At 50.3% G+C, this 22,648-nt stretch carries 16 protein-coding genes; 5 read left to right on the forward strand and 11 right to left on the reverse strand.

All coding sequences use genetic code 11. The annotated features are described in order from the left end of the window. Positions 1–436: 436 nt before the first annotated feature. From J7438_RS06345 to J7438_RS06390, 10 genes are all read right to left on the reverse strand, one after another. A complete protein-coding gene (locus J7438_RS06345; RefSeq protein ID WP_209275868.1) occupies positions 437–1,951 on the reverse strand; it encodes an F-box/WD repeat-containing protein in 1,515 nt (504 codons plus the stop codon). Between the two features lie 263 nt (positions 1,952–2,214). After that, complete coding sequence (locus J7438_RS06350) at positions 2,215–3,630, reverse strand: F-box protein (RefSeq protein WP_209275869.1); 1,416 nt, start codon at positions 3,628–3,630, stop codon at positions 2,215–2,217. Between the two features lie 226 nt (positions 3,631–3,856). Beyond that, on the reverse strand, positions 3,857–5,245 hold the full coding sequence (gene mnmE / locus J7438_RS06355) for a tRNA uridine-5-carboxymethylaminomethyl(34) synthesis GTPase MnmE (protein ID WP_209275870.1): 1,389 nt from the start codon (positions 5,243–5,245) through the stop codon (positions 3,857–3,859). A 66-nt stretch (positions 5,246–5,311) separates the two neighbouring features. Further along, positions 5,312–8,287, reverse strand: coding sequence for a FimV/HubP-related protein (locus J7438_RS06360; RefSeq protein WP_209275871.1), 2,976 nt, complete (start codon positions 8,285–8,287; stop codon positions 5,312–5,314). A 297-nt stretch (positions 8,288–8,584) separates the two neighbouring features. Beyond that, positions 8,585–10,249 carry a membrane protein insertase YidC gene (gene yidC / locus J7438_RS06365; protein WP_209275872.1) on the reverse strand — a complete coding sequence of 555 codons (1,665 nt, stop codon included), beginning with the start codon at positions 10,247–10,249 and terminating at the stop codon, positions 8,585–8,587. Then, positions 10,225–10,563, reverse strand: a complete 339-nt coding sequence (yidD, locus tag J7438_RS06370; protein ID WP_353620100.1) for a membrane protein insertion efficiency factor YidD — start codon at positions 10,561–10,563, stop codon at positions 10,225–10,227. Before yidD ends, yidC begins: the two co-directional genes overlap by 25 nt. Before the next feature lie 225 nt (positions 10,564–10,788). Continuing rightward, the gene (gene rnpA / locus J7438_RS06375; protein WP_209275874.1) at positions 10,789–11,166 is read right to left on the reverse strand and encodes a ribonuclease P protein component; all 378 of its coding nucleotides are present in this window, start codon (positions 11,164–11,166) and stop codon (positions 10,789–10,791) included. Positions 11,167–11,196: 30 nt separating this feature from the next. Continuing rightward, positions 11,197–11,331 carry a 50S ribosomal protein L34 gene (gene rpmH / locus J7438_RS06380; protein WP_081622094.1) on the reverse strand — a complete coding sequence of 45 codons (135 nt, stop codon included), beginning with the start codon at positions 11,329–11,331 and terminating at the stop codon, positions 11,197–11,199. 127 nt (positions 11,332–11,458) lie between these two features. After that, the gene (locus J7438_RS06385) at positions 11,459–13,723 is read right to left on the reverse strand and encodes a hypothetical protein (protein ID WP_209275875.1); all 2,265 of its coding nucleotides are present in this window, start codon (positions 13,721–13,723) and stop codon (positions 11,459–11,461) included. A 676-nt stretch (positions 13,724–14,399) separates the two neighbouring features. After that, positions 14,400–14,558 (reverse strand): hypothetical protein, encoded by a 159-nt coding sequence (locus tag J7438_RS06390; RefSeq protein ID WP_209275876.1) that lies wholly within the window; start codon positions 14,556–14,558, stop codon positions 14,400–14,402. A gap of 313 nt (positions 14,559–14,871) precedes the next feature. Between J7438_RS06390 and dnaA the strand changes: the two genes are divergently transcribed. From dnaA to lpcA, 5 genes are all read left to right on the forward strand, one after another. Continuing rightward, positions 14,872–16,503 carry a chromosomal replication initiator protein DnaA gene (dnaA, locus tag J7438_RS06395; protein WP_209275877.1) on the forward strand — a complete coding sequence of 544 codons (1,632 nt, stop codon included), beginning with the start codon at positions 14,872–14,874 and terminating at the stop codon, positions 16,501–16,503. Positions 16,504–16,565: 62 nt separating this feature from the next. Then, on the forward strand, positions 16,566–17,669 hold the full coding sequence (gene dnaN, locus J7438_RS06400) for a DNA polymerase III subunit beta (RefSeq protein WP_209275878.1): 1,104 nt from the start codon (positions 16,566–16,568) through the stop codon (positions 17,667–17,669). Between the two features lie 23 nt (positions 17,670–17,692). Continuing rightward, positions 17,693–18,919 (forward strand): DNA replication/repair protein RecF, encoded by a 1,227-nt coding sequence (gene recF / locus J7438_RS06405; RefSeq protein WP_503003889.1) that lies wholly within the window; start codon positions 17,693–17,695, stop codon positions 18,917–18,919. After that, positions 18,912–21,326: a DNA topoisomerase (ATP-hydrolyzing) subunit B gene (gene gyrB / locus J7438_RS06410; RefSeq protein ID WP_209275879.1), complete on the forward strand. Its 2,415-nt coding sequence runs from the start codon at positions 18,912–18,914 to the stop codon at positions 21,324–21,326. The genes recF and gyrB overlap by 8 nt, the downstream gene beginning before the upstream one ends. Before the next feature lie 63 nt (positions 21,327–21,389). Continuing rightward, complete coding sequence (gene lpcA / locus J7438_RS06415; protein WP_209275880.1) at positions 21,390–21,974, forward strand: D-sedoheptulose 7-phosphate isomerase; 585 nt, start codon at positions 21,390–21,392, stop codon at positions 21,972–21,974. Between the two features lie 70 nt (positions 21,975–22,044). On the opposite strand, the gene J7438_RS06420 is transcribed toward lpcA, so the two are convergent. Next, on the reverse strand, positions 22,045–22,548 hold the full coding sequence (locus J7438_RS06420; protein WP_286196436.1) for a hypothetical protein: 504 nt from the start codon (positions 22,546–22,548) through the stop codon (positions 22,045–22,047). Positions 22,549–22,648 lie beyond the last annotated feature (100 nt).

Below are 22,648 nucleotides of genomic sequence, written 5' to 3' on the forward strand. Positions count from 1 at the left end.
TGTCCAACGGATGTGTTTCCCGGGGATAATGAGGGGAAGAACCGTTAGTATTATCAGCAATATGATTAGCCATGCAGTCTCTGACCAGTGAATAGCTCTAAAGTTCTTTTCCCGGAAATATAATAATCAGTCTGCTTGAATTCAGGTTATATCACTCCGCCCTGATAAAGAGTAAAGCCCTATTCACCTCCTGACCCGACTATAAAAAAATCGTTAACTTAATAAATGAATTAATGAGCGCATGAATCCGGTCCTGAAGACAGAATAAGGGATCAAGACAGGCCACTGCGTGGCAACTTTCATAAGATACCACTGCTATTTTTTACATCTTTAAACGATTTTTCTTCTTTTATGAGGAGAGGAACAAGGAGCCAGCCGTCCATCCATAACTTTCGTTCACACCGTCGGTATGCACATTCTACGCCGCCACGCATAGCTACCCTACCCCGTCGGGCTCTCTCAGATCCCATACCTTTACAGTCTTGTCAAAAGAGCATGAAGCCAGTCGCCCACCGGGCAATGACGTAACAAAGACCACCCAGCCGGTATGCCCATGCAGCGTCGCCACGCATGGCTCTCCGTCGGGCAAACTCAGATCCCATACCCTTACGGTCTTGTCAAAAGAGCAGGAAGCCAGCCGCCCATCGGGCAATAACGTGACTGATTTCACCAGAGCGGTATGCCCACTCAGCGTCACCACGCATGGCTGCCCGTAAAGATTGTTCAGATCCCACACCTTTACGGTCTTGTCATCAGCGCAGGAAACCAGCTGCTTACCGGCCAATGGCGCGACTGCGTTCACCCAGCCGGTATGCCCATTCAACGTTGCCACGCATGGTGGCCCCTGGAAATTGCTCAGATCCCACACTTTTATGGTCTCGTCCTCAGAGGAAGAAACCAGCAGCCCGTCAGGTAATTGCGTGACTGAGAATACCCATGATTGATGACTATTCAGTGTCGCCAAGCATTGCTGACCATCGGGCTGGTTCAGATCCCAGACCTTTATGGTCCTGTCAGTAGAACAGGAAGCCAATCGCCCATCGGCCAGTGTCGTGATTGATTTCACACTGCCATTATGTCCATTCAGCGTCGCCACACATTGCTGCCCGTCGGGCTGGTTCAGATCCCACACCTTCAGGGTCTTGTCATCAGAGCAGGAGACCAGCCGCCCGTCGTACAATGTCGTGACTGAGTTCACCCTGCCAGCATGTCCATTGAGCGTCTCCACACATTGCTGCCCGTCGGGCTGCTTCAGATCCCACACCTTCAGGGTCTTGTCAAAAGAACAGGAAACCAGCCGCCCATCGGCCAACGCCGTGACTGAGCTCACCCTGTCAGTATGCCCCTTAAGTGTCGCCACGCAGGTTTTTTGGGTATTAATTCCCAGAGACTTCAGGTATTTATTACTTGCGTTTCGATGATCAGTAAGCCCCAGGCAGGAAGTCCGTTGCCCATCGGCTAATGGTGTGACTGAGTTCACCCCGACAGTATGCCTTTTCGTTGCCACCCAGGCTTGCCAGGTATTATTTTCCAGAGAAGCCAGGTATTGATCGCTTAAGCATCGATGATAAGCAAGCCGTAATACCGGGTCATAAATTTCATTGTTCGGAACAGCAGGTATATGTATATCCCGGTCTTCAATCAGTTTTCTATAGGCTTCAAGGTCAGAGCCATAATATTGAAGGGCCAGTTTTTTCAGTTTTTCTTCTGTGTTGAAAAGTGTAATCAAACGCTTACTGGTTGTAGCCAGGTGACTAACATCAACGAGAGACAGGTAGTCAGAAATTTTAATCAGGAGCTCATTTGGCAATGCCAGTAAAGGCGACACCTGTTCCGGAGGAACAACCGAACCCCCCTCTGTCGCTGTTTCTCCTGCCTGGTTACCAGACGGGCTTGTTCCCTGGTAGTGGTCAGGGTAAATGGTATCAATATCTGCGATATTTTTTTTCACACCACCTCTGACCGGTAAACAGCCCTAAAGTTCTTTTACCGGAAATGCAAAAATCAGCTTGCCTGAATTCAGGTTATATCACTCGGCCCTGATAAAGAGTAAATCCCTATCCACTTCCCTACCCGACGATAAAAACGTCGTTAACTCAATAAATAAATGAATTAGTGAATGCAGGAATATGGTCCCGGAAACATGATCAGGACTCAAGGCAGGCCATTGCTCGGCAACTTTCTCTTCAGATACCACCGGTAATTTTTACATCATTAAACGATTTTTCTTCTTTTTCGCGGGGGGGAGCAGAAAGTCGGCTGCTCATTCAGCTTTACCATGCATTGCAGCCCGTCTGGCTTGCCCAGGTCCCACAACTTTATGGTCTCGTCAAGAGAGCAGGAAGCCAGTCGCCCACCGGGCAATGGCGTAACAAAGAGCACTTCTTTGGTATGCTCTTTCAGTGTCGCCAAACATTGCTGGCCGTTCGGCTTGCTCAGGTCCCACACCTTAATAGTCCCATCATAAGAACAGGAAACCAGCCGCCCATCGGGCAATGTCGTAACACAGGTCACCCAACCGGTATGCTCATTCAGCGTCATCACACATTCCTGACCGTTGGGCTTGCTCAGGTCCCACACCTTAATAATAGACCCATCATGAGTACAGATAGCCAGCCGCCCATCGGGCAATGGTGTGATTGTGAACATCCAGCAGAGCGCATTCCGCGTTGCCACACATGCCTCACCGACGGGCTTGCCCACGTCCCACAACTTTATGGTATCGTCAAGAGAGCAGGAAGCCAGCCGCCCATCGGGCAATGTCCTAACGCAGGTCACCCAATCGGTATGCCCATTCAGCGTCGCCACACATTCCTGACCGTTAGGCTTGCTCAGGTCCCACACCTTAATAGTCCCATCATAAGAACAGGAAACCAGCCGCCCATCGGGCAATTGCATAACTGAATTTACATCCCCGGTATGCCCGTTGAGCGTCGCCACGCATTGCTGGTCGTCGGGTTTGCTCAGATCCCACACCTTTACGGTTTTGTCTTGAGAGCAGGAAGCCAGCCGCCCATCGGCCAATGCTATGACAGATCCCAGCCGGGAGGTATGCCCATGGAGCGTCATGACGCATTGCTGCCCGTGGGGCTTCCCTGGGTCCCACACCTTTATGGTTTGACCATCACAGGAAGCCAACCGGCCATCAGACAATAACGTGACTGAGATCACCCCGGAGGTATGCCCATTCAGCGTCATCACGGAGGTTTGCAGGGGATTACTTTCCAGATATTTATTGCTTACGTAGCGATGATAAGCAAGCCGTAATAAAGGGTCATAAATTTCATTACCCGGAACAGCAGGTATATCCATGTTTTCAATCATTTTTCTATAGGCATCAGAGGCAGAGCCATAATATTGAGCGGCCAGTTTTTTCAGTTTTTCTTCTGTGTTGAAAAGTGTAATTAAACGCTTATTTGTTAAAGACAGGCGTCTAATATCAACCACAGTCAGGTAGTCAGCAATTTCAACCAGGATCTCATCCGGTAATACCAGTAAAGGTGACATCTGTTGCGGAGGAACAATCGATACCCCCTTGGTAGTTTTTCCTCCCGTCGGGTGATCAGCCGGGTTTGTTACCGGGTATTGGTTAACGGAATTATCAGCATTAACCGCGGTATCTTTACCCATACAGCTTCTGATGAATAGCTCTGAAGTTCTTTTCCCGAAAAACAATAAAACGTAACAATTCAGCACCCAGTAAAGAAGAATTACTGCAATAAGGGAAGGGGTATTGAAGCAGGAAGGTTCTCAGAGCAATCTTAGAATGCCCGATAGGGCGGGGAGTACTTATTGAATCCACATTATGAAAAATGTGGATCATTCCTGCCAAACCCGGTCTTTAAATTTCTACCGGTTACTTCCCGATACAGAAGGACGAAAAGATGCGACCCAGCAGATCATCACTGGAAAAGGTGCCGGTAATTTCTCCCAGGGCTTTCTGAGCAAGGCGAAGGTCCTCGGCGAGCAGCTCACCGGCACCAAGGTGCTCCAGTTGTTGACGGCCGTTTTCAATATACTCTCCCGCCTGTCGCAACGCTTCCAGGTGGCGACGCCTGGCAGAAAAGCTGCCTTCCATAGCACCTTCAAATCCCATACAGGCTTTCAGGTGCTCCCGGAGAGCACCAACCCCGCGCTCGCTTTTCTGGTCATTACAGGCACAGAGTCGTATAACCGGAACACCATCAACTTCTGAAAACCCGGGCTGCTCTCCGGTAAGGTCGATTTTATTGCGAATGATGGTCAGTTTCTCCTGAACGGGCAAACGGTCGGCAAACTCAGGCCAGATATCATGAGCATGGGTTGCTTCGGTTGATGATCCATCCACCATCAGCAACACCCGGTCAGCCTCTTCAATGGCTTTAAAGGCCCGCTCGACACCAATCTGTTCCACCCGGTCTTCGGTTTTGCGCAGACCGGCGGTATCAATCACATGCAGTGGCATGCCATCGATATTGATATGCTCTTTCAATACATCCCGGGTCGTGCCGGCAATATCGGTGACAATGGCCGTGTCCCGGCCAGCCAGAACATTCATCAGGCTGGATTTTCCGGCATTGGGCCGACCGGCAATCACCACGGTCATGCCATCCCTGAGAATCGCGCCCTGGCCCGCTTCACGGATAACCTCACCAAGCTGTTGCGAGATACTGGCCAGCTCACCGGTGACTTTGCCATCGTTCAGGAAATCAATTTCCTCTTCCGGGAAGTCGATAGCGGCCTCAACATAGATTCTCAGTTCGATCAAAGACTCAACCAGTGCATTGACCCGTTGTGAGAAAGCGCCTTGCAGTGAGCGTAAGGCGGAACGTGCCGCCTGCTCGGAAGTGCTGTCGATCAGGTCGGCAATGGCCTCAGCCTGGGCAAGGTCCAGTTTGTCATTCAGAAAAGCCCGCTCGGAGAACTCTCCCGGGTTTGCCTGACGGACGCCAAGCGCCAGAATGCGTTTCAGCAGCAGATCAAGGATGATGGGGCCACCATGGCCCTGAAGCTCAAGCACATCCTCACCGGTAAAGGAGTTGGGGTTGGGAAAATAAAGCGCGATGCCTTCATCCAGAATCTGGCCACAGGCATCATGAAATGGGGTGTAGTGGGCAAAGCGCGGTTTAGGCTCCAGCTTCAGTACTTCTCTTGCCACACGCAGGGCATCAGGACCCGACACCCGAATAATACCCACGCCTCCACGACCGGGGGCTGTGGCCTGGGCGACAATGGTATCCTGGTGAAGGTTGCTGAAATCAGACATATCGAGCCATCGGTAACTGCTAAAACGATGGCATAGTCTATGCCCGGTGCCTGTTTTAGTACAGGATCATGAGCTTATCCTGCGGGGCAATTTCAACTGGCTGTTGTCACGGAGCTTGTTGATATCTCTGTTGATAAAAGCATCCGGGTTGAGTTTATAAAGGTCCTTCATCAAGGATGTCCAGTTGTCATAGTCCGGATACAGAGGTAACAGTTTAATCGCCACCATGCTGATGGTATAGCCTTCAGGGACCTTGTATACCGGAGTCTTTCCGGTTCTGGACAGCAGTGAGTTACTGATTTTGTTGTATGAAGGGGCGGTCACATTACCTGTGGTTTCCTCAGGCGGTCTTACGCTGAGGGGTTCCCCTTGAATACGCTCCACCGGTTTGGATGATGTCGATGTGCCATCCATAGAGTGTTTGGGGGATTGTTTCTCTGGTAGCTGCAACACAGTCCCTTTTCTGATTGCACCAATATCATTATTTACAAACAGTGAGGGGTTTAGCTTTGCCAGTTCCTGGAGTAAGTCATACCAGCTGTCGAACTGTGGATAATCGGGTATCAACTTATGGGCAATGGCAGCAAGACTCTGACTTGCAGTGACCTTATAAATAGTTTCTGCTGTCTGCTGCACCGGCTGCTCTGCAGGCATTGATGGCATTTTTCGGTCCAGCTTTGCCAACGTCTGATGCGTTTTTTCCGGCTTACGGTAAATATCGGTATTTGCTGTCTGCGCTTCTGCTTGCTCCGAAGTGGGAGAGAACCTCTGCTCTTGCTTTGCTAACGCCTGATGTGTTTTTTTCGGCTGATTGCTTTTCGTATCAGATGTCTGTGCTGCTGATGACTGCTGAGCGGCAGCGGCCCTCTTTTTGGCTATTTCTGCCAACTTCTGCCGTAATTCCTGCCGCTTACGGTGACTATCAGCGTTTGATCTCTTTATTTCTGGCTGCTGCTCGGCCAACTCCTGATTTTCCGCCTCAATCTCAACAGCACCGGCATCGGGCATGATCAGTATTTCATTCGCCCGTAGCCTGTTTGGATTACCGTCAGTGAAAGCCCCGGGGTTCATATAAACGATCTGTTGCATCACCCCTCGCCATCCAGTGGGATGGGGATATTTATACTGCATTCTCCAGGCAATCGTACTGACATTGTCGCCAGCCGCAACTCTATAGAGATGATCATTTTGACTGGCATCAGGGAGGTTTAGCAGGGTTCCTGCGGGTATCTTGTTGATATCACCGCCGATAAATGCATCAAGGTTATTTCTCACCAGACCTTTCATTATCCACCGCCAGCCCATCGAGCCGGGGTCAGCCTTGCTTAGCCTCATGGCGATAGTGCTTAGCGTGTCACCTTTGGCAACCCGGTAAGTTTTCTGTCCTGCCATCAAATTGCCACGGGGCATGGCTTTATCAAGACGATCAGAATGACCGGCGTCAGGAAGGTTTAACAGGGTTCCTACACGTATCTTGTTAATATCACCGCCAATAAATGCACCGGGGTTACTGCTTACCAGACCTTTCATTACCTCTCGCCAGCTGCCCGGATAAGCGTTGCTTAGCTTCATGGCTATAGAGCTTAGACTTTCACCTTTGGCAACGCGGTAAGTTTTCTGCCCAGACATCGAAGAGGGTTGAACATTGTTACGATTGATCCTTCCAGCTGTCCTGGACTGACGGTTTTCCCTGGCCTGCTTATATCCATTCATTTTCTTACGTAATGCTGCCAATGCCTGTGTTTTGGCAACATCACCAGAGGTCTTTGACGGTGAGGTATCCTGATGAACCGATTGGTCGGAAGAATGGTTCGGTTCCTGTTCATACGACTTCAGTTTGCTGCTTAATGCGGCCAACGCCTGCTTCTTGGCACTGTCACCGGGTGTTTTTGCCGGGGCGTTATTCTTGACAACCTGAGGCTTTTTCCCGCCCTTGATATCTAACAGGTTAAAAGCAATGTGTCGCCCATTGTTACCGGGACGAATTTCATAAACACCATAGGCCTTTTTTCTTCCCGCCGAAAACCTGACCACAGCCGTCAGTTGCCTGGCATTGATGTCACGGGTCGAGCGAGCCCTGAGCACCGTTTCTCTGTTGTTATTCGCCGTTATATCAAACTGAAGACCTGCAACCTGCTGATTATAATCGATGCCTTGTCGGTAATAGTCGGTAATTGAGCCCAACTGAACCTTAAGGTTGTCTTTGCCGGCAAGGCCTTCTGGCAGGTCTTTGATGATAATTGTTGAGTTTAACGAGTGGCTGACCGTCGAAGGTGCTTGTCCGTGTTGACTGTGCGCAACGTTGGTCTTGCCCTTGGCAGTGTCAGATGTTTTTACCGAAGCCCATGACGGTTGGTCGATGACCTGATTGTTTTCTCGGAGATGTCCTGGCAGTTGTAACTGCGCATTAACCCGCAGTTTATTGATATCGCCATTGATGAAGGCCTCTGGGTTCAGAGAGGCCAGCTGGTTCATCAGTGTTCGCCAGTTGGCCACCTCCGGATACCGGGGCAGCAACTCCATGGCAATGCCACTGATACTTTGCCCCGCCTTGACCCGGTAATGCCCGGCGGAAGACATCGTAAGAACGTCTACGTCTGAAGCGGTAATACTGGTCTCAGAGGGTAATGGCTGGGCCGTAGCGTAGGACTGTCGGGCTTTGGCGGTTGTGATCGGCTGTTCAGGCTGATGGTCAGCGTTAAGCAGATTTAAGGTAACCTGCTGTTCGTTACCGGGCGTTAACTTGAAATTATAGATCCCATATATTTTCTGACTCCCCACCGTCAACTTGATCACAGCCTTCAGTTCGCTGGAGGTAATTTCCCGAACCGAGCGAACCTTGATCAGCGGCTTGCCATCGCTATCTTTGGCCACTTTAAACCGCAGACTGGAGACCTGCTTGTCATACTCAATATTATGCCGGGAAAATTCGGTAATAGACCCAAGCTTTACCTTCAGCTTCTTGTTGGTAAGTTCTGACGGCAGAGCATCAATGGCAATGGTCGCATTGAATAGTTGGTACTGATCAGTACCAATAGTCATGTACCCCAGCTCAGGATTGGCTGATGCGCTCCCGATAACACTGCTTACTATGGCTGTGCTTATCAGTTTTTTAATCATGTTGCTGATCTTATCCAGTTAGCCCAACGTGGGAAGGCCAAGTTACTAACTGTTTATCGGTTCAGCCCAGAGCAACTGTAGAAAATTCAGACGCTATTTTTTACCGCATCAGAATGAGTATGGGCAGGCTCTTTTCAGGATAGGGTTTTATCAAAGCGAGGTTGAGGAGAAGAGGGAGAGCGAAGCAGCTTTAACCGGGAAAGCTGCTTCGCGAAAGGCTTAGCCTTCTTGTTCGATTTTCCGGGTAATAATGTACTGCTGGATAATCGACAGCACGTTGTTGGTCACCCAGTACAGAACCAGACCCGCCGGGAAGAACAGGAAAAAGAAGGTGAAGATCACCGGCATCATCTTCATCACTTTAGCCTGCACAGGATCTGGCGGTGTCGGGTTCAGCATCTGCTGAATGAACATCGAAGCCCCCATGATCAGTGGCAGGATAAAGTACGGATCCATCTGGGACAGGTCGTGAATCCAGCCCAGCCATGGAGCCTGGCGCAACTCCACCGACTCCAGCAGAGTCCAGTACAGGGCAATGAACACCGGCATCTGGACCAGAATCGGCAGACAGCCCCCCATCGGGTTGACCTTCTCTTTCTTGTACAGCTCCATCATGGCCTGAGACATTTTCTGGCGATCATCGCCATACTTCTCTTTCATCTCCTGAAGCTTGGGCCCCAGTTTGCGCATTTTCGCCATGGACCGGAAACTGGTGGCATTCAATGGATAGAATACCGCCTTGACCAGTACTGTCAGCAGAATGATGGACCAGCCCCAGTTGCCAACCAGAGAGTGAATCCACTTCAGGATGGTGAACAGTGGCTGCGCCAGGAACCAGAGCATGCCGTAGTCAACGGTCAGCTCAAGACCATCGGACAGAGACTTCAGGTTTTCCTGGTTCTTTGGGCCAACATACAAAGTGGCACCGGTCTCGATGGTTTCACCAGGCTGGGCCACCATGGCATCGTCATAGAAGCCGACGAAGTTGTAGCCATCTTTGTTCTGCTTGGTGTAATACTGATGGGCTTTCTGCTGATCAGGAACCCAGGCACTGACAAAGTAGTGCTGGAGCATGGCGGCATAACCACCCTGAACCCGCTCAGCGAATGCCTTATCAGCAAAATCATCAAAAGGCAGCTTGGCGTAAGGCTCATCATTAGAGCGAACCGCCGCGCCCAGATAAGTGTTCATTGGCGCTTTGGAGTTAAGCTGACTTGGATCTTCTGAATTATCCCGCTTCAGCTGGGCATAAAACTGATCACGCCACACCTTATTGCTGTTATTGATCACCTGGTAATGAACAGCAACATCGTAGCGGTCACGATAGAAGGTGAAGGTTTTGGTAATGTCGACGCCATCCATGGTTTTATGGAGATCAACGGTCAACGTGTTCTCACCATCACCAAGCGTGTAGTTGGCCTGCTTTACCTGGTAAACCCCGCGAAGGTTGTTCGCGTCCGGGCCATCGGTTTTTGCCAGCGCACTCTGTGCAGTGAAGACACAGGTGGTTTCTCCCTGACAGTCCGGGCTGTTCACCAGAAGCTGGAAAGGCACCGTTGGCTCTCCTTCTTCCGGCAACCATGCCGGGTATTGCGGCAGGGTCAGGCTGATGATATCGCCACCGGCAGGGTCAATCAGCGCATCAATGGTATTGGTCTTGACGCTGATAAGCTGGGCAGAAGGTTTTACCGCACCATCGTCGGTGTCGGGAATAGCGTTGCCATCAGTCATCGACGGCAGATCGGAACCAGCTTGACTGCTGGATACGGAGTGAGCGACGGATGCCGACTTCGGCGTACCGGGATAGTCTTCATTCCATTGCTGCAGTGTTAAAACACCAACTACAGCAATAGCGCCGATCAGGAGTGTTCTTTGGAAATCCATGAGTTCCGGGCCACACATTCAGGTGAATGAATATGATTGTCTGATTGTGTCCGATGATCACCAGAATCTTTTTCCGGTACCGGGTCAAATCCTCCTGGATGCCAGGGGTGGCACCTCAGTAGTCGGAGCAAGATAAGCTTGCTACCAGTCAGAAAACCATGACGATTTAAGGCTTCCAGGCCGTAGGCAGAGCAAGAGGGGTAAAAGCGGCACCGGCTGGGCATCAGAGGACTTAGCGCATAGCGGTATATCCTGATCAGTCCCATCAGCAATGATCGGGGGATAGTTGCTAATCTGCCCATAAATGCCTTCATTTTGTCGGCGCCCTTAGTCCTGTAGAAAGCCCCTGGCTCTATAGCAAGCCTTTAGCCAGATCAAAGCCTTATTGCTTATTAACATGCCCTGTGCGGGCAACAGCCTCAGACAGTCGACACTCAACTGCGGCTGTTTCTATAAGAAAGCTTTCTGAGCCTGGTCGAGCCGAACAGGAAAAACCCCGGGGCTTCCTGTTAACTCTGGCATTTTCTTCAGGTTGGATATCAACGTGATGCCGACGCTTCCCATTCGTGCAGCCTTCGTTTCAACCTTTGCCACTGCTGGTTGAGTAGCAGGTTCAGGTCACTGTCATTCAGATCACTGAAACCTTTCCGGACCAGAACGACAATATCCAGGTTACCAACTTCATCCTGTTTCAGACGAAAGGTTTCCCGGATATGACGTTTGGCCCGGTTTCGGCCAACGGCAGTACGAATATTTTTTTTGGCAACCACCAGCCCCAGTCTTGCCCGGCCAAGCTCATTGGCTTTTGCCAGTATCAGAAGCTGTCTGCTGGATACCTTGATATCCGTTGTATCAAATACCTGTTTGAAATCAGCCGAGGAGCGTAGCCGTGATGCACGGCTAAAAGATAAGCTCACACTGATGCTCTCTTAGCCACAGGCGGTTGATCAGGCTGACAGACGCTTGCGTCCCTTAGCTCGACGACGGTTGATTACCGCACGGCCGTTCTTGGTAGCCATGCGCGCACGGAAGCCGTGGTTACGCTTGCGCTTCAGGTTGCTTGGCTGGAAAGTTCTTTTCATCGTGGTTACTCGTCTTAATGGACTTACAAAAGACGGGCATTCTAAGTAATTGCAGGGTTAGCGTCAATTTGCATTTGTCAAGAAGCACCGCATTACTACCCGTTGTTTCTCCCTACACTTCCTTCGCTCATTCCGTCCTGAGTTGATGATCATCGCCGTAAAGCTGGTTTTCAATTTTTTCCCGGCAGGTTCTGCCCTGCTTCGCACGAATTTTCTGCAGGTTGCCCAAAGGGGTGGCCTTAGCGATCCGACTGTTTAGTTCGCCATCATCTCTCAGGCGGTTACGCCATTCATTGAACTTGTTGGCAGCCTGGTAAAACGCGGCCGACAATGCCTTGATTCGGCGGATCTCTTCGATACCATCAGCAGGGTCCCGGTCCCGGGCAATATCTCCGTAAAGATGCCCCAGCATTGACAGATAGGAAGCGGTGGTAAATACCATGGACAGACTGTGCTCAAAATCCGTTAACTGCTGTTCGGCCGTCTCCAGCGGATGATCCTGCCATCGCCGTTTGAGATCCTCCAGGGCCAACGGTTCTGCATGGAGAAAACAGAGCCAGTTTAAGGATTTGTCGATCAACAGATGACGCAGTGCATCACGGGCTACACTGATGTCGCCGGTCAGGGGAATGGGCTCACTCCGGGCCAGCCCGAACTGGCCAAGCAGGGGGCTTTGCTGGGGGATTACCGAGAATTCAATGGTCTTCTCCCCTGCCTGCACTGACTGACTTAACAACTGCAAATGCTGGTGGTTATTGGCCAGCTCCCGCAGGCGCCACAAATCCAGCCGGGCGATGGTGGCTTGCTGAAAATCCCAGTTGACTTTCCCATTAGCTTCCAGCAGCAACTCATAGGCCTGGTCGTACCCCCGGCAGTATACGGCATGGGTAACTGACAGACTCAGGATCGCCATATCGTATTGTGTAAGCCATTGGGTTTGACATTGCGGAACAACCGCCAGGGGAATATCCACTGTCGGCCGGTGGTCAGCACCAACTGCTTTATTTGCCCTGCCTGTTTTGTGGCTGTCAGCTGCTGAACGCTCTTTGCCGCCCCTGGAGCCCGCTCTTTTATGTTTGGACCGCTTGCCTTTGTTTTTATTTCTGGGGGCTACAGCGGATGACCGTTTTGGCATGTCATCACTCAGCAGCCAGTCATCGTTCAATGCAGGGGAATTCACCACTGAACTGGCTTCAGCGCTTAACTCCAGGATGTCACGGACCTCGGCCAGCCCACTCTGCAGCTTGACGGCACCTAAACTGCCATAGTGTTCCATCACATCATTGAGCAAACCGGAAATTTTCAACAGGTCCGGTTCCCTGGATTTTAACAACAGCAGAGCCAGCTTCAGCTTGCCCGCTTCCACACCACGAATAATGGCTGATTCAATACTGGCAATGGCTTCTTCAGTATTCGCATTTTCTTGACTCATCTGGAGTGAGCCAAGCAGCCAGAAAGCTTCTGGCAAACGGGATAACCGGGCCTGAGCAATGGCCTTGTCGAGCTGTCCATCCAGATAAAAGATCAGGCTTTTCAGGTAATATCTCAGGTCATCATTCTCGACTCTGGCAACACTATCCTCACAGGCATAATTGATCAGAAACTCCATAAGGGCATACAGCGCCGGATTATCCTGGCCATCGTTACAGGCCGCTTTCTGCGAATTTACCAATAGTTCTTTGACGGATGGCAGCGAGCGGTTCTGGTACAGAATCTGCAAAGCGATCAGGCCAATGTCCGGTGAGCAGAATCCGCTTTGCCAAAAACCAAGACAGAAGAACGTATACTCGATCGTACAGGTCTCATCGAATTCGCCACTGCCCATAAAATCCTTTCTTATGCCCTCGACGTCCCGGATCGTGGTGGTTGTTAATTCCAAAAAATGTGCTTTTATCTGCTGCCATTGAGTGAGCAAATCCTCAGCAACCTGTTCTTGCCGGAATATCGGGTCTGAGGTAACCAGTTGTTCAACAATGTCATACAGCTTTTCACATTTGGCAATATCAAGACTGTGACAGCGGATATTCCCCAACGAAGTCATGATTTGACCAAACAGAATCTTCGATAATCTCTGATCGTCCATGGTGGGATCATCGGCCGAATAGAGGCAGGAAATACGCAGCCGGGCTCTCTCTTTATCAATCTCCCGGATAAGACCATCGTTCAGAAGAGCGACCACCTTGCGGTTGATAGCCAGAGTGTTGGCACTTCGACCTCTATCAGAAATTACCAGCAGGCTTAGATACCAGATACACATAATAAACAGCTCTTGCTGTTCATCAGGAGTATCTGGCTGGTAACTGAGCAAACACTCCACAAGCTGATCATCATAATGGCACATCTGCTGTTCCAATCCGTGGAGCTTGCAGTTGTTCCTCATCGATGGATCCAAACTCAACGCATCCTGCACGAATAGGCAGTTAAAACACCAACGCTGAATCCTCTCAGAGAACATTGACAAGTTTTTGTCCTTGGCAATTTGACCGATTTCCAGGGTCAACTTTGGAATCATTTTACGGAACAGATTGATTTTACTCTGCAATTGAGTCCTATGCAGGCCACAATAGTACCCGATTGGCTCAAATCCCCCGTATGTCGGCATAAATTCCATTTCTAACAAAGGATTTATCTTGTACCGGTTCAGCTGAAAATCGGTTCCCTTTGAGATCTGCCTGAATCCATTCCTACCTTCCCGGGCAGTCGAGTTTATATTGGCCACGGACTGCTCGGGCAGCTTCTTTTCTGTTTGACTGGCATCCTTCACACATCGCCCGAAAGCACCCTGGCTAGCCAAGTGCCCTGTGACCTCATTGTTGGCCATGGGCAATTGTGCCTCCAGCACAGCCGTCAGCCTTGATAGCGGATCTAACATAATGAATGAATTTTATTTTGTTGGTATGGCCTTGGAACACCCTGTTCAAGTTAGTACAAAAGATCAAATAATGTTAATCACCAGGCAGCGATTCATAGATATATAAATAGATAAGTTATCTCTTATGTGATGTGTTTTTGATTTTAATGTAATTATTTAGGCAGGGTTTTTCTGTGGATAACTCCGTTTATGCCAGTTATCGTCTGCCTTTGGGGATGTGTGCTTTTTTGTAGAAATCCCGGAGGTATGTTGTTGTTTTGGTCTTGATGGCTTGTGGATAAGTGTGGCTGTTATCCACAGTTCTCTTGTTATTCAATTTACCCACAGGAAGATCATAGGGTTTATTGCCATTCATAAACGGACCTACCCACAGGGTGCAGTAAGCAATATTTTCCTCCGCATTATGGCTGTTTTATTTTCAACTCATTGAATTATAAGGATATTGTTTCTGATGGATGATCTGTTGTCCTATTTTGCAGGTGTGGATAACTTTTGCCAGAAAGGATACAATTCCCTTTTGTCTATCCAATCGTTATTTCATACCTGAAGGTCTTCAGCAGGCTGTCTGACCGGCTTCAGTGATACCCGTATCAAACCTTGATTCTGATCCTTATCTATATCCGGAGATGGGTGGGAGAGCGGGAGAGTAGGAGAGTAGGAGAGTGCCTGTGCCCCTTGAGCTGTGGCAAAAATGTATCGATATCCTGCAGGATGAGCTGTCTTCTCAGCAATTCAATACCTGGATTCGCCCTTTGAAAGTGATGGGGGACGAACACGATTTGTGTTTACTGGCTCCCAACCGGTTCGTTGCCGACTGGGTGAAAGAGAAGTTTTTGCCAAGAATCGAAGAGATTCTGGATGAACTGTCCGATGGGGACTCTCCAGCCGTAGCGTTGGCGGTGTCCAATCGTCGGCCACCCTCACTGAGCAAGCGATCTGCACGGCCAAGAGAGCCGCAGCTCAGGGAAGTGCCACCCAGAGAGATTCAGCCTGCGGCAACGGTGACCGTTTCTGAGAAACCCATTGAGAACCCGCTGAAACAGGCCGCTATTGAGCGTTCCGTGGTTACCCATGAGCTGGTGTCTGCTTTAACAGTAGCGCAGGACAATACCCCGGAGCCGGATCTGGTATCAGACTCCGGTTTTCAGGAAGATGACAGCAGGCAGACAGAAGAGCCCGCCCAGATCAAGGTAAACCCGCTGAAAGAGTCGGTGAGTGCTGCGGCTGATGAGCCTGTTACCCCGGTGCGGCAGGTTGAAGTTGAAGGGTCTATCAAGCATCACAGTTCGCTGAACACTGGTTTCACTTTTGAAACCTTTGTTGAGGGTAAATCAAACCAGCTGGCCCTGGCGGCCGCTCGACAGGTGGCAGAAAACCCCGGTGCTTCCTACAACCCACTGTTCTTATACGGTGGCGTTGGTCTGGGTAAAACTCACTTGATGCATGCGGTGGGTAATTTCCTGGTCAAGCAGAACCGTAATGCCAGAGTCGTTTATTTACACTCCGAGCGTTTTGTTGCGGATATGGTGAAAGCACTGCAGCTGAATGCCATTAATGATTTTAAAAAATACTATCGTTCTGTTGATGCGCTACTGATTGATGATATCCAGTTCTTTGCCGGTAAAGAGCGCTCACAGGAAGAGTTTTTCCACACCTTCAATGCGTTGCTGGAAGGTGGTCAGCAGATGATTCTGACCTGTGACCGTTACCCAAAGGAGATCAGCGGCGTTGAAGAACGGCTGAAGTCACGATTTGGCTGGGGTTTAACGGTAGCCGTTGAGCCGCCCGAGCTGGAAACCCGCGTTGCCATTTTGATGAAAAAGGCAGAACAGCAGAAAGTAGAACTGCCCCATGAAGCCGCCTTCTTTATTGCCCAGAGAATCCGTTCCAATGTGCGTGAACTCGAAGGTGCCCTGAAGCGGGTAATCGCCAGTGCGCACTTTATGGGACGCCGTATTGATATTGATCTGATCCGCGAGTCCCTGAAAGACCTGTTGGCTTTACAGGATAAACAGGTCAGTATAGATAATATCCAGAGGACGGTTGCTGAGTACTACAAGATCAAAGTGGCGGATATTCTTTCCAAGCGTCGCAGTCGTTCTGTGGCAAGGCCAAGGCAAATCGCCATGGCACTCTCCAAAGAGTTGACCAGTCATAGTTTGCCCGAGATTGGTGATGCCTATGGCGGACGTGATCATACCACCGTTCTTCACGCTTGCCGTAAAGTAAAAGAACTGGTCGAAGTGGATAACGAGATCAAAAGCGATTACAAAAACCTGTTGCGCTCACTGACAAGTTAATTCCACCTTATTCAACCTCATAAAAAGGTGAATACCTTTTTATATCAAGAGAAAGGAAAGCGATGAAATTTACCATTAATCGGGAAGCATTGCTTAAGCCACTTCAGCTGGTTGCCGGTGTGGTTGAGCGCAGACAGACGCTGCCGGTATTGTCCAATGTGTTGATGGTAGTCGATGGAAACCAGCTCTCGTTAACCGGTACTGACCTGGAAGTCGAACTGGTTGGCCGTGTCGCCCTGGAAGATGTTGCACAAGCCGGAGAGATTACGGTACCGGCCAGAAAGCTGATGGATATCTGTAAGTCCCTGCCTGAAAACACCCTGATTGAAGTGCATCAGGATGATCTGAAGGTCAAGGTAAAGGCTGGCCGGTCCCGGTTTACCCTCTCCACTTTGCCGGCCAATGAGTTTCCCAGTATTGAAGAGGAGGCGGGATCGGTATCCTTTACCATTGGTCAGTCACGTCTTCGTCGCCTGATTGACCGTACCGGCTTTGCCATGGCCCAGCAGGATGTTCGTTACTATCTGAACGGCATGCTGCTGGAAGTCAGCCAGAACTGTCTCCGTGCGGTGGCTACCGATGGACATCGCCTGGCCATGTGCAGCGTGGATGCCGATATCAACCAGCAGGACAAGCATCAGGTCATTGTGCCCCGTAAGGGTATTCTTGAGATGGCGCGTCTGCTCACCGAAGGGGAAGAGAGTGTTCATATTACCCTGGGTGCGAATCATATCAGAGCCAAAACCGGCGACTTTATGTTCACCTCCAAACTGGTGGACGGTAAGTTCCCTGACTATGAGCGGGTGATCCCGAAGGGCGGCAATAAAATCATTATTGGTGATCGCCAGGAACTGCGTCAGTCATTCCAGCGTGCGTCTATTCTGTCCAATGAGAAATACCGGGGTATCCGCCTGATTCTTTCGGATGGCCAGCTTAAGGTGATTGCTAACAACCCGGAGCAGGAGGAAGCCGAAGAAGAGTTGAGCCTGGCTTATCATGGTGACTCCATGGAGATCGGGTTTAACGTCAGCTACCTGTTGGATGTGCTTTCTGTGCTTTCTGGAGAGACCATCAAGATGACCCTCTCCGACCCGAACAGCAGTGCGCTGCTTGAGGAGTCTGAGTCTGGTGACTCCACCTATGTTGTTATGCCTATGAGGCTGTAACCGCCTGTCGGCAGAAGTAGTCAGTGTCTGATGTTGTGGCATCAGACACTCGCCCTGATCCGGCTTCCGGGCTACTCAGGTTCGGAAATAAACAGAATATGATTCAACAGCTCGCCATAACCGATATTAGAAACCTCTCCTCTGTTTCGCTTACCCCTTCCTCTTCTGTAAACGTGCTCTACGGGCTCAATGGCAGTGGTAAAACCAGCGTGCTTGAGGCCATACATCTTCTCGGGGTTGCCCGATCGTTTCGGACCTCCCGAATTAAACCGGTGATCAATCGTGATGCCGAGGTCTGTACGGTGTTTGGCCGAATCGGTGTGCCATCGGGAACCATACCGGTTGGCGTTTCCAGAAACCTGCGGGATGAAACACTGCAGATACGGGTGTCCGGAGAAAACCTGAAGTCCACCTCTGAGCTGGCCAGGTTACTGCCCTTACAGGTGATTAATCCGGACACCTTCCGTTTGCTTGAAGGCTCCCCAAAGCTGAGAAGGAACTTTATTGATTGGGGGGTGTTTCACGTGAAACATCATGACTTTTTCCCGCTATGGAAACGCATGCAGAAGGCTCTGAAACAGCGGAACAGTCTGCTCCGTCATGGTAGAATAAACGGTTCTGAATTGACTTCGTGGAACATAGAGTTTGCCAAAGCGGCCAATGCCATCGATGTGTTACGCGGCGATTATATCCAGAAACTGACGCCCGTCTTCAATGAGGTGCTTTCGGAACTGGCAGATCTGGATAATCTTTCCATCCAATATTACCGAGGGTGGGATCGGGAGAGAGAACTGCATGAAGTACTCAGTAGCGGACTGGCACGGGATGTCCAATCGGGCTATACCCATGCCGGGCCGCAACGGGCAGATTTAAGGATTCGGATGGGCAAAGGCAGTGCGGTTGATATCCTCTCCCGAGGTCAATTAAAACTGGTGGTCTGTGCACTGAAACTCGCTCAGGGCTTTTTATACAAAGAGCTGCAAGACAAACAGTGCATCTTCCTGGTCGATGACCTGCCATCAGAACTGGATACCCCTAATCGACAAAAGCTTTGTCGATTGTTTCAAAAAATGAACTGCCAGACCTTCATCACCTGTGTTGAGAAGGAGGCACTGGAACATTGCTGGTTGCCTGAAACGGAAGTGAAAATGTTTCACGTGAAACATGGGCAGGTTACTGTTACATCACATGAGAACCCTGGTCAGCAAAGTATTCGCCGGGCTGAGTCTTTGGAGATAGAGCATGAGTGAACAAAACTACGACGCATCCAATATAAAGGTCCTCAAGGGCCTGGATGCTGTCCGCAAGCGCCCGGGGATGTACATTGGTGATACCGATGATGGTACCGGTCTGCACCATATGGTGTTTGAGGTGGTTGATAACTCCATCGATGAGGCGCTGGCAGGGCACTGTGACAAGATTTCTGTCATTATTCACCCGGATGAGTCCATCACGGTTAAGGATAATGGCCGTGGTATCCCTGTGGATATCCATGAGGAAGAGGGCGTTTCTGCCGCTGAAGTCATCATGACGGTGCTTCATGCCGGTGGTAAATTTGATGACAACACCTATAAGGTCTCCGGCGGTTTGCACGGTGTGGGTGTGTCAGTGGTTAATGCCTTGTCCAGTCAGCTGAAACTGACCATCCGCCGCCATGGCAAGGTTCATCAGCAGGTGTACCATCAAGGGGTTCCGGAAGAGCCGCTAAAGGTTATTGGTGAGACGGACGTTACCGGCACGGAACTGCACTTTATTCCTTCCCCGGAGACCTTCTCAAATATTCAGTTCAGTTATGACATTCTGGCCAAGCGCCTGCGTGAACTTTCGTTCCTGAATTCAGGGGTCTATATCCAGCTGACGGATGAACGCACCGGCAAGGTTGATGACTTCAAATACGATGGTGGTCTGAAGGCCTTTGTGGAACACCTGAACCAGAATAAAACCACCATCAATAAAGTCTTCCACTTTGAAATGACCCGTGAAGACGGTATTGGTGTGGAAGTGGCCATGCAGTGGAATGACAGCTTCCAGGAAGGGGTATTCTGCTTTACCAACAACATCCCCCAGCGCGATGGTGGAACGCATCTGGCGGGCTTCCGTGCGGCGCTGACCCGAAGCCTGAATGGCTATATCGAACGGGAAGGTTTCCAGAAGACGGCCAAGGTGGCCACCTCCGGTGATGATGCCCGTGAAGGCCTGACGGCAATCATCTCTGTCAAAGTGCCGGACCCTAAATTCTCCTCCCAGACCAAAGACAAGCTGGTGTCCTCCGAGGTAAAAACCGCGGTAGAGCAGGAGATGGGCAAATACCTGGCGGACTACCTGGTAGAAAACCCCCAGGAAGCCAAAGCGGTTGTCGGTAAGATGCTGGACGCTGCCAGGGCCCGTGAAGCCGCCCGAAAGGCCCGGGAAATGACCCGCCGAAAAGGTGCCCTGGACATTGCCGGATTGCCCGGCAAACTGGCGGACTGCCAGGAGAAAGACCCGGCACTTTCTGAACTTTACATAGTGGAGGGTGACTCTGCGGGTGGTTCAGCCAAGCAGGGCCGTAACCGCAAGACTCAGGCGATCCTGCCTCTCAAGGGTAAGATCCTGAACGTTGAGAAAGCCCGCTTTGACAAGATGCTCTCCTCCCAGGAAGTTGGAACCCTGATTACAGCCCTGGGTTGTGGCATTGGCCGTACGGAGTTCAATATTGAAAAACTCCGCTACCATAACATCATTATCATGACCGACGCGGACGTGGATGGATCGCACATCCGTACACTGCTGTTGACCTTCTTCTTCCGTCAGATGCCTGAGCTGATTGAAAATGGCTACATCTACATTGCTCAGCCACCGCTGTACAAGGTTAAGCGTGGCAAGCAGGAACAGTACCTGAAAGATGATGGTGCGCTGGATGGTTACCTGACCCAGTCAGCACTGGAAAATGCCAGCCTGCATGTTAACGAAAATGCTCCCGGGATCAGTGATCAGCCCCTTGAAGAACTGGTGAAAGAGTTCAGAGACGTCCATAAAGTGGCCGATAAGCTGTCCCGTATTTACCCGGTCACTGTGCTTCGGGAAATGATTTACATGCCCGAAGTCACGGCAGAGAGCCTGGCTGATAAGAGCGTAATGGAGTCCTGGGTTGCCCAACTGAGCGAGAGAATTGAGAACCTGAAAGCCGCCGGTAGCACCATGACGTTCTCCGTAGAGGAAGACCGGGAACTCAATGTCTGGCTGCCCAAGGTGACGATTATTGCCCACGGTGTCGATAGCCACTATCGCTGGAATGCCGACTTCTTCGCCTCTACTAACTATAAAAAGATCGTTTCTCTCGGTAATAAACTGCAAGGGTTGATCGAGGAGGGGGCCTTTATTCAGAAAGGGGAGCGCAAGAAGGACGTGTCTTCGTTTGAGGAAGCCCTTGAGTGGCTGATGAGTGAATCCACCAAGCGCCATTACATTCAGCGTTATAAGGGACTGGGTGAGATGAACCCGGACCAGCTGTGGGAAACCACCATGGATCCGGATGTCCGCAGAATGCTGAAGGTCACCATTGAAGACGCGATTGCCGCAGACCAGATCTTCAATACGCTGATGGGGGATCATGTAGAACCCCGCCGAGAGTTTATCGAAAGCAATGCATTGAATGTTGCCAATCTCGATATTTAATCCAATTCAGTAGTGTCGGTTTTAACCGGCACTTTTTTTATTTTTTTGATTCTCAGGTGTTCTATGTCTCCAGAATGTAAAGCAATTATTCGACAGGAGTTGGAAGAGGCGAGGGTTGTGCTGAGCCGATTCCTGGATGATGACGCCAATCTTGAATCCATTGATCTTGCTGCCCGGTTATTGTCTGAGAGCTTTAAAGCCGGTGGCAAGGTACTGTCCTGTGGTAATGGCGGTTCCCACTGTGACGCCATGCACTTTGCTGAGGAGTTGACCGGACGTTTCCGCGATAATCGCCCTGGCTATCCGGCTATTGCCATTTCCGACCCCAGTCATATCTCCTGTGTATCCAACGACTTTGGTTATGAGTATGTCTTCTCACGTTACGTTGAAGCGGTAGGCAGGGAAGGGGACGTACTGCTTGGGATCAGCACCAGTGGTAATTCCGGGAATATTATCAAGGCGGTAGCAGCGGCCAGGGCAAAAGGGATGAAGGTTATTCTGCTCTCAGGCAAAGATGGCGGCCAGATGGCGGGGATGGCGGATGTTGAAATTCGTGTGCCTCACTTTGGTTATGCTGATCGGATTCAGGAGGTCCATATCAAGGCAATCCATATTATGATTCAGCTTGTTGAAAAGTATATGGAATAAAAAAATCCACAGTTATACCGGTTGTTTGGAGTTCTGGGAGGGTAATAATCTACCATGTGTTCAGCCCCGCCTAACGGTTGATCGGTTTAATACCATAGGCGGTAAAGGCACTGGCACCTGCAACGAGCCCCCCTAAAGCTATAATTGCGTTGCGAAGTGTGGTGGGGAACCGGACGCCATTCGTATCGCCATATATCTCACAGGCACAAGCCGATGTTAAAGCTCCGGAAGTCATCCCGACAGCAGTTCCGAAAACTTTAGAAACTCCCCCAGCAGATCCGAAAGAACCAACAGCAGAACCGAGAGCCAGGATAGCACAGGCAGTCACATAAGTAGCCAAAGTATGACCAATGACATTCGGCAAAGCGTCTAAGAGCACATGCTGGAGTTCTTTATCAGCAATGGCAAAATAACCCAGGAAAAGAAGCACGCCACAAGCCATACGTGTCACAGACGTGAGTATATGTAAGCCACGCAGAATAACTTGTGGGCAATGCTGTTTAAAAATGCTAATAGCGGTGGACGAAACACCAACCACACGTTCAGACAACGAAATATAATTTATCCTTTGCAATTCATAATCAGTTAATGGTTGTTCACACAGCAGACAGTGCCTTTGGTCAGAAGTAGCTAACCATAGTCGCATACATGATCGGCCAAACGCATGCCTACAG

The sequence above is a fragment of the Thalassotalea sp. G20_0 genome (genome assembly GCF_017744175.1).
Taxonomy (GTDB): domain Bacteria; phylum Pseudomonadota; class Gammaproteobacteria; order Pseudomonadales; family Endozoicomonadaceae; genus Endozoicomonas.

Excerpts from the sequence above, each read along its gene's own strand:
- J7438_RS06350 (WP_209275869.1), bottom strand. The coding sequence starts at position 3,630 with ATGGGTAAAGATACCGCGGTTAATGCTGATAATTCCGTTAACCAATAC.
- mnmE (WP_209275870.1), bottom strand. The coding sequence starts at position 5,245 with ATGTCTGATTTCAGCAACCTTCACCAGGATACCATTGTCGCCCAGGCC.
- J7438_RS06360 (WP_209275871.1), bottom strand. The coding sequence starts at position 8,287 with ATGACTATTGGTACTGATCAGTACCAACTATTCAATGCGACCATTGCC.
- yidC (WP_209275872.1), bottom strand. The coding sequence starts at position 10,249 with ATGGATTTCCAAAGAACACTCCTGATCGGCGCTATTGCTGTAGTTGGT.
- yidD (WP_353620100.1), bottom strand. The coding sequence starts at position 10,563 with ATGAAGGCATTTATGGGCAGATTAGCAACTATCCCCCGATCATTGCTG.
- rpmH (WP_081622094.1), bottom strand. The coding sequence starts at position 11,331 with ATGAAAAGAACTTTCCAGCCAAGCAACCTGAAGCGCAAGCGTAACCAC.
- J7438_RS06390 (WP_209275876.1), bottom strand. The coding sequence starts at position 14,558 with ATGAATGGCAATAAACCCTATGATCTTCCTGTGGGTAAATTGAATAAC.
- dnaN (WP_209275878.1), top strand. The coding sequence starts at position 16,566 with ATGAAATTTACCATTAATCGGGAAGCATTGCTTAAGCCACTTCAGCTG.
- gyrB (WP_209275879.1), top strand. The coding sequence starts at position 18,912 with ATGAGTGAACAAAACTACGACGCATCCAATATAAAGGTCCTCAAGGGC.
- lpcA (WP_209275880.1), top strand. The coding sequence starts at position 21,390 with ATGTCTCCAGAATGTAAAGCAATTATTCGACAGGAGTTGGAAGAGGCG.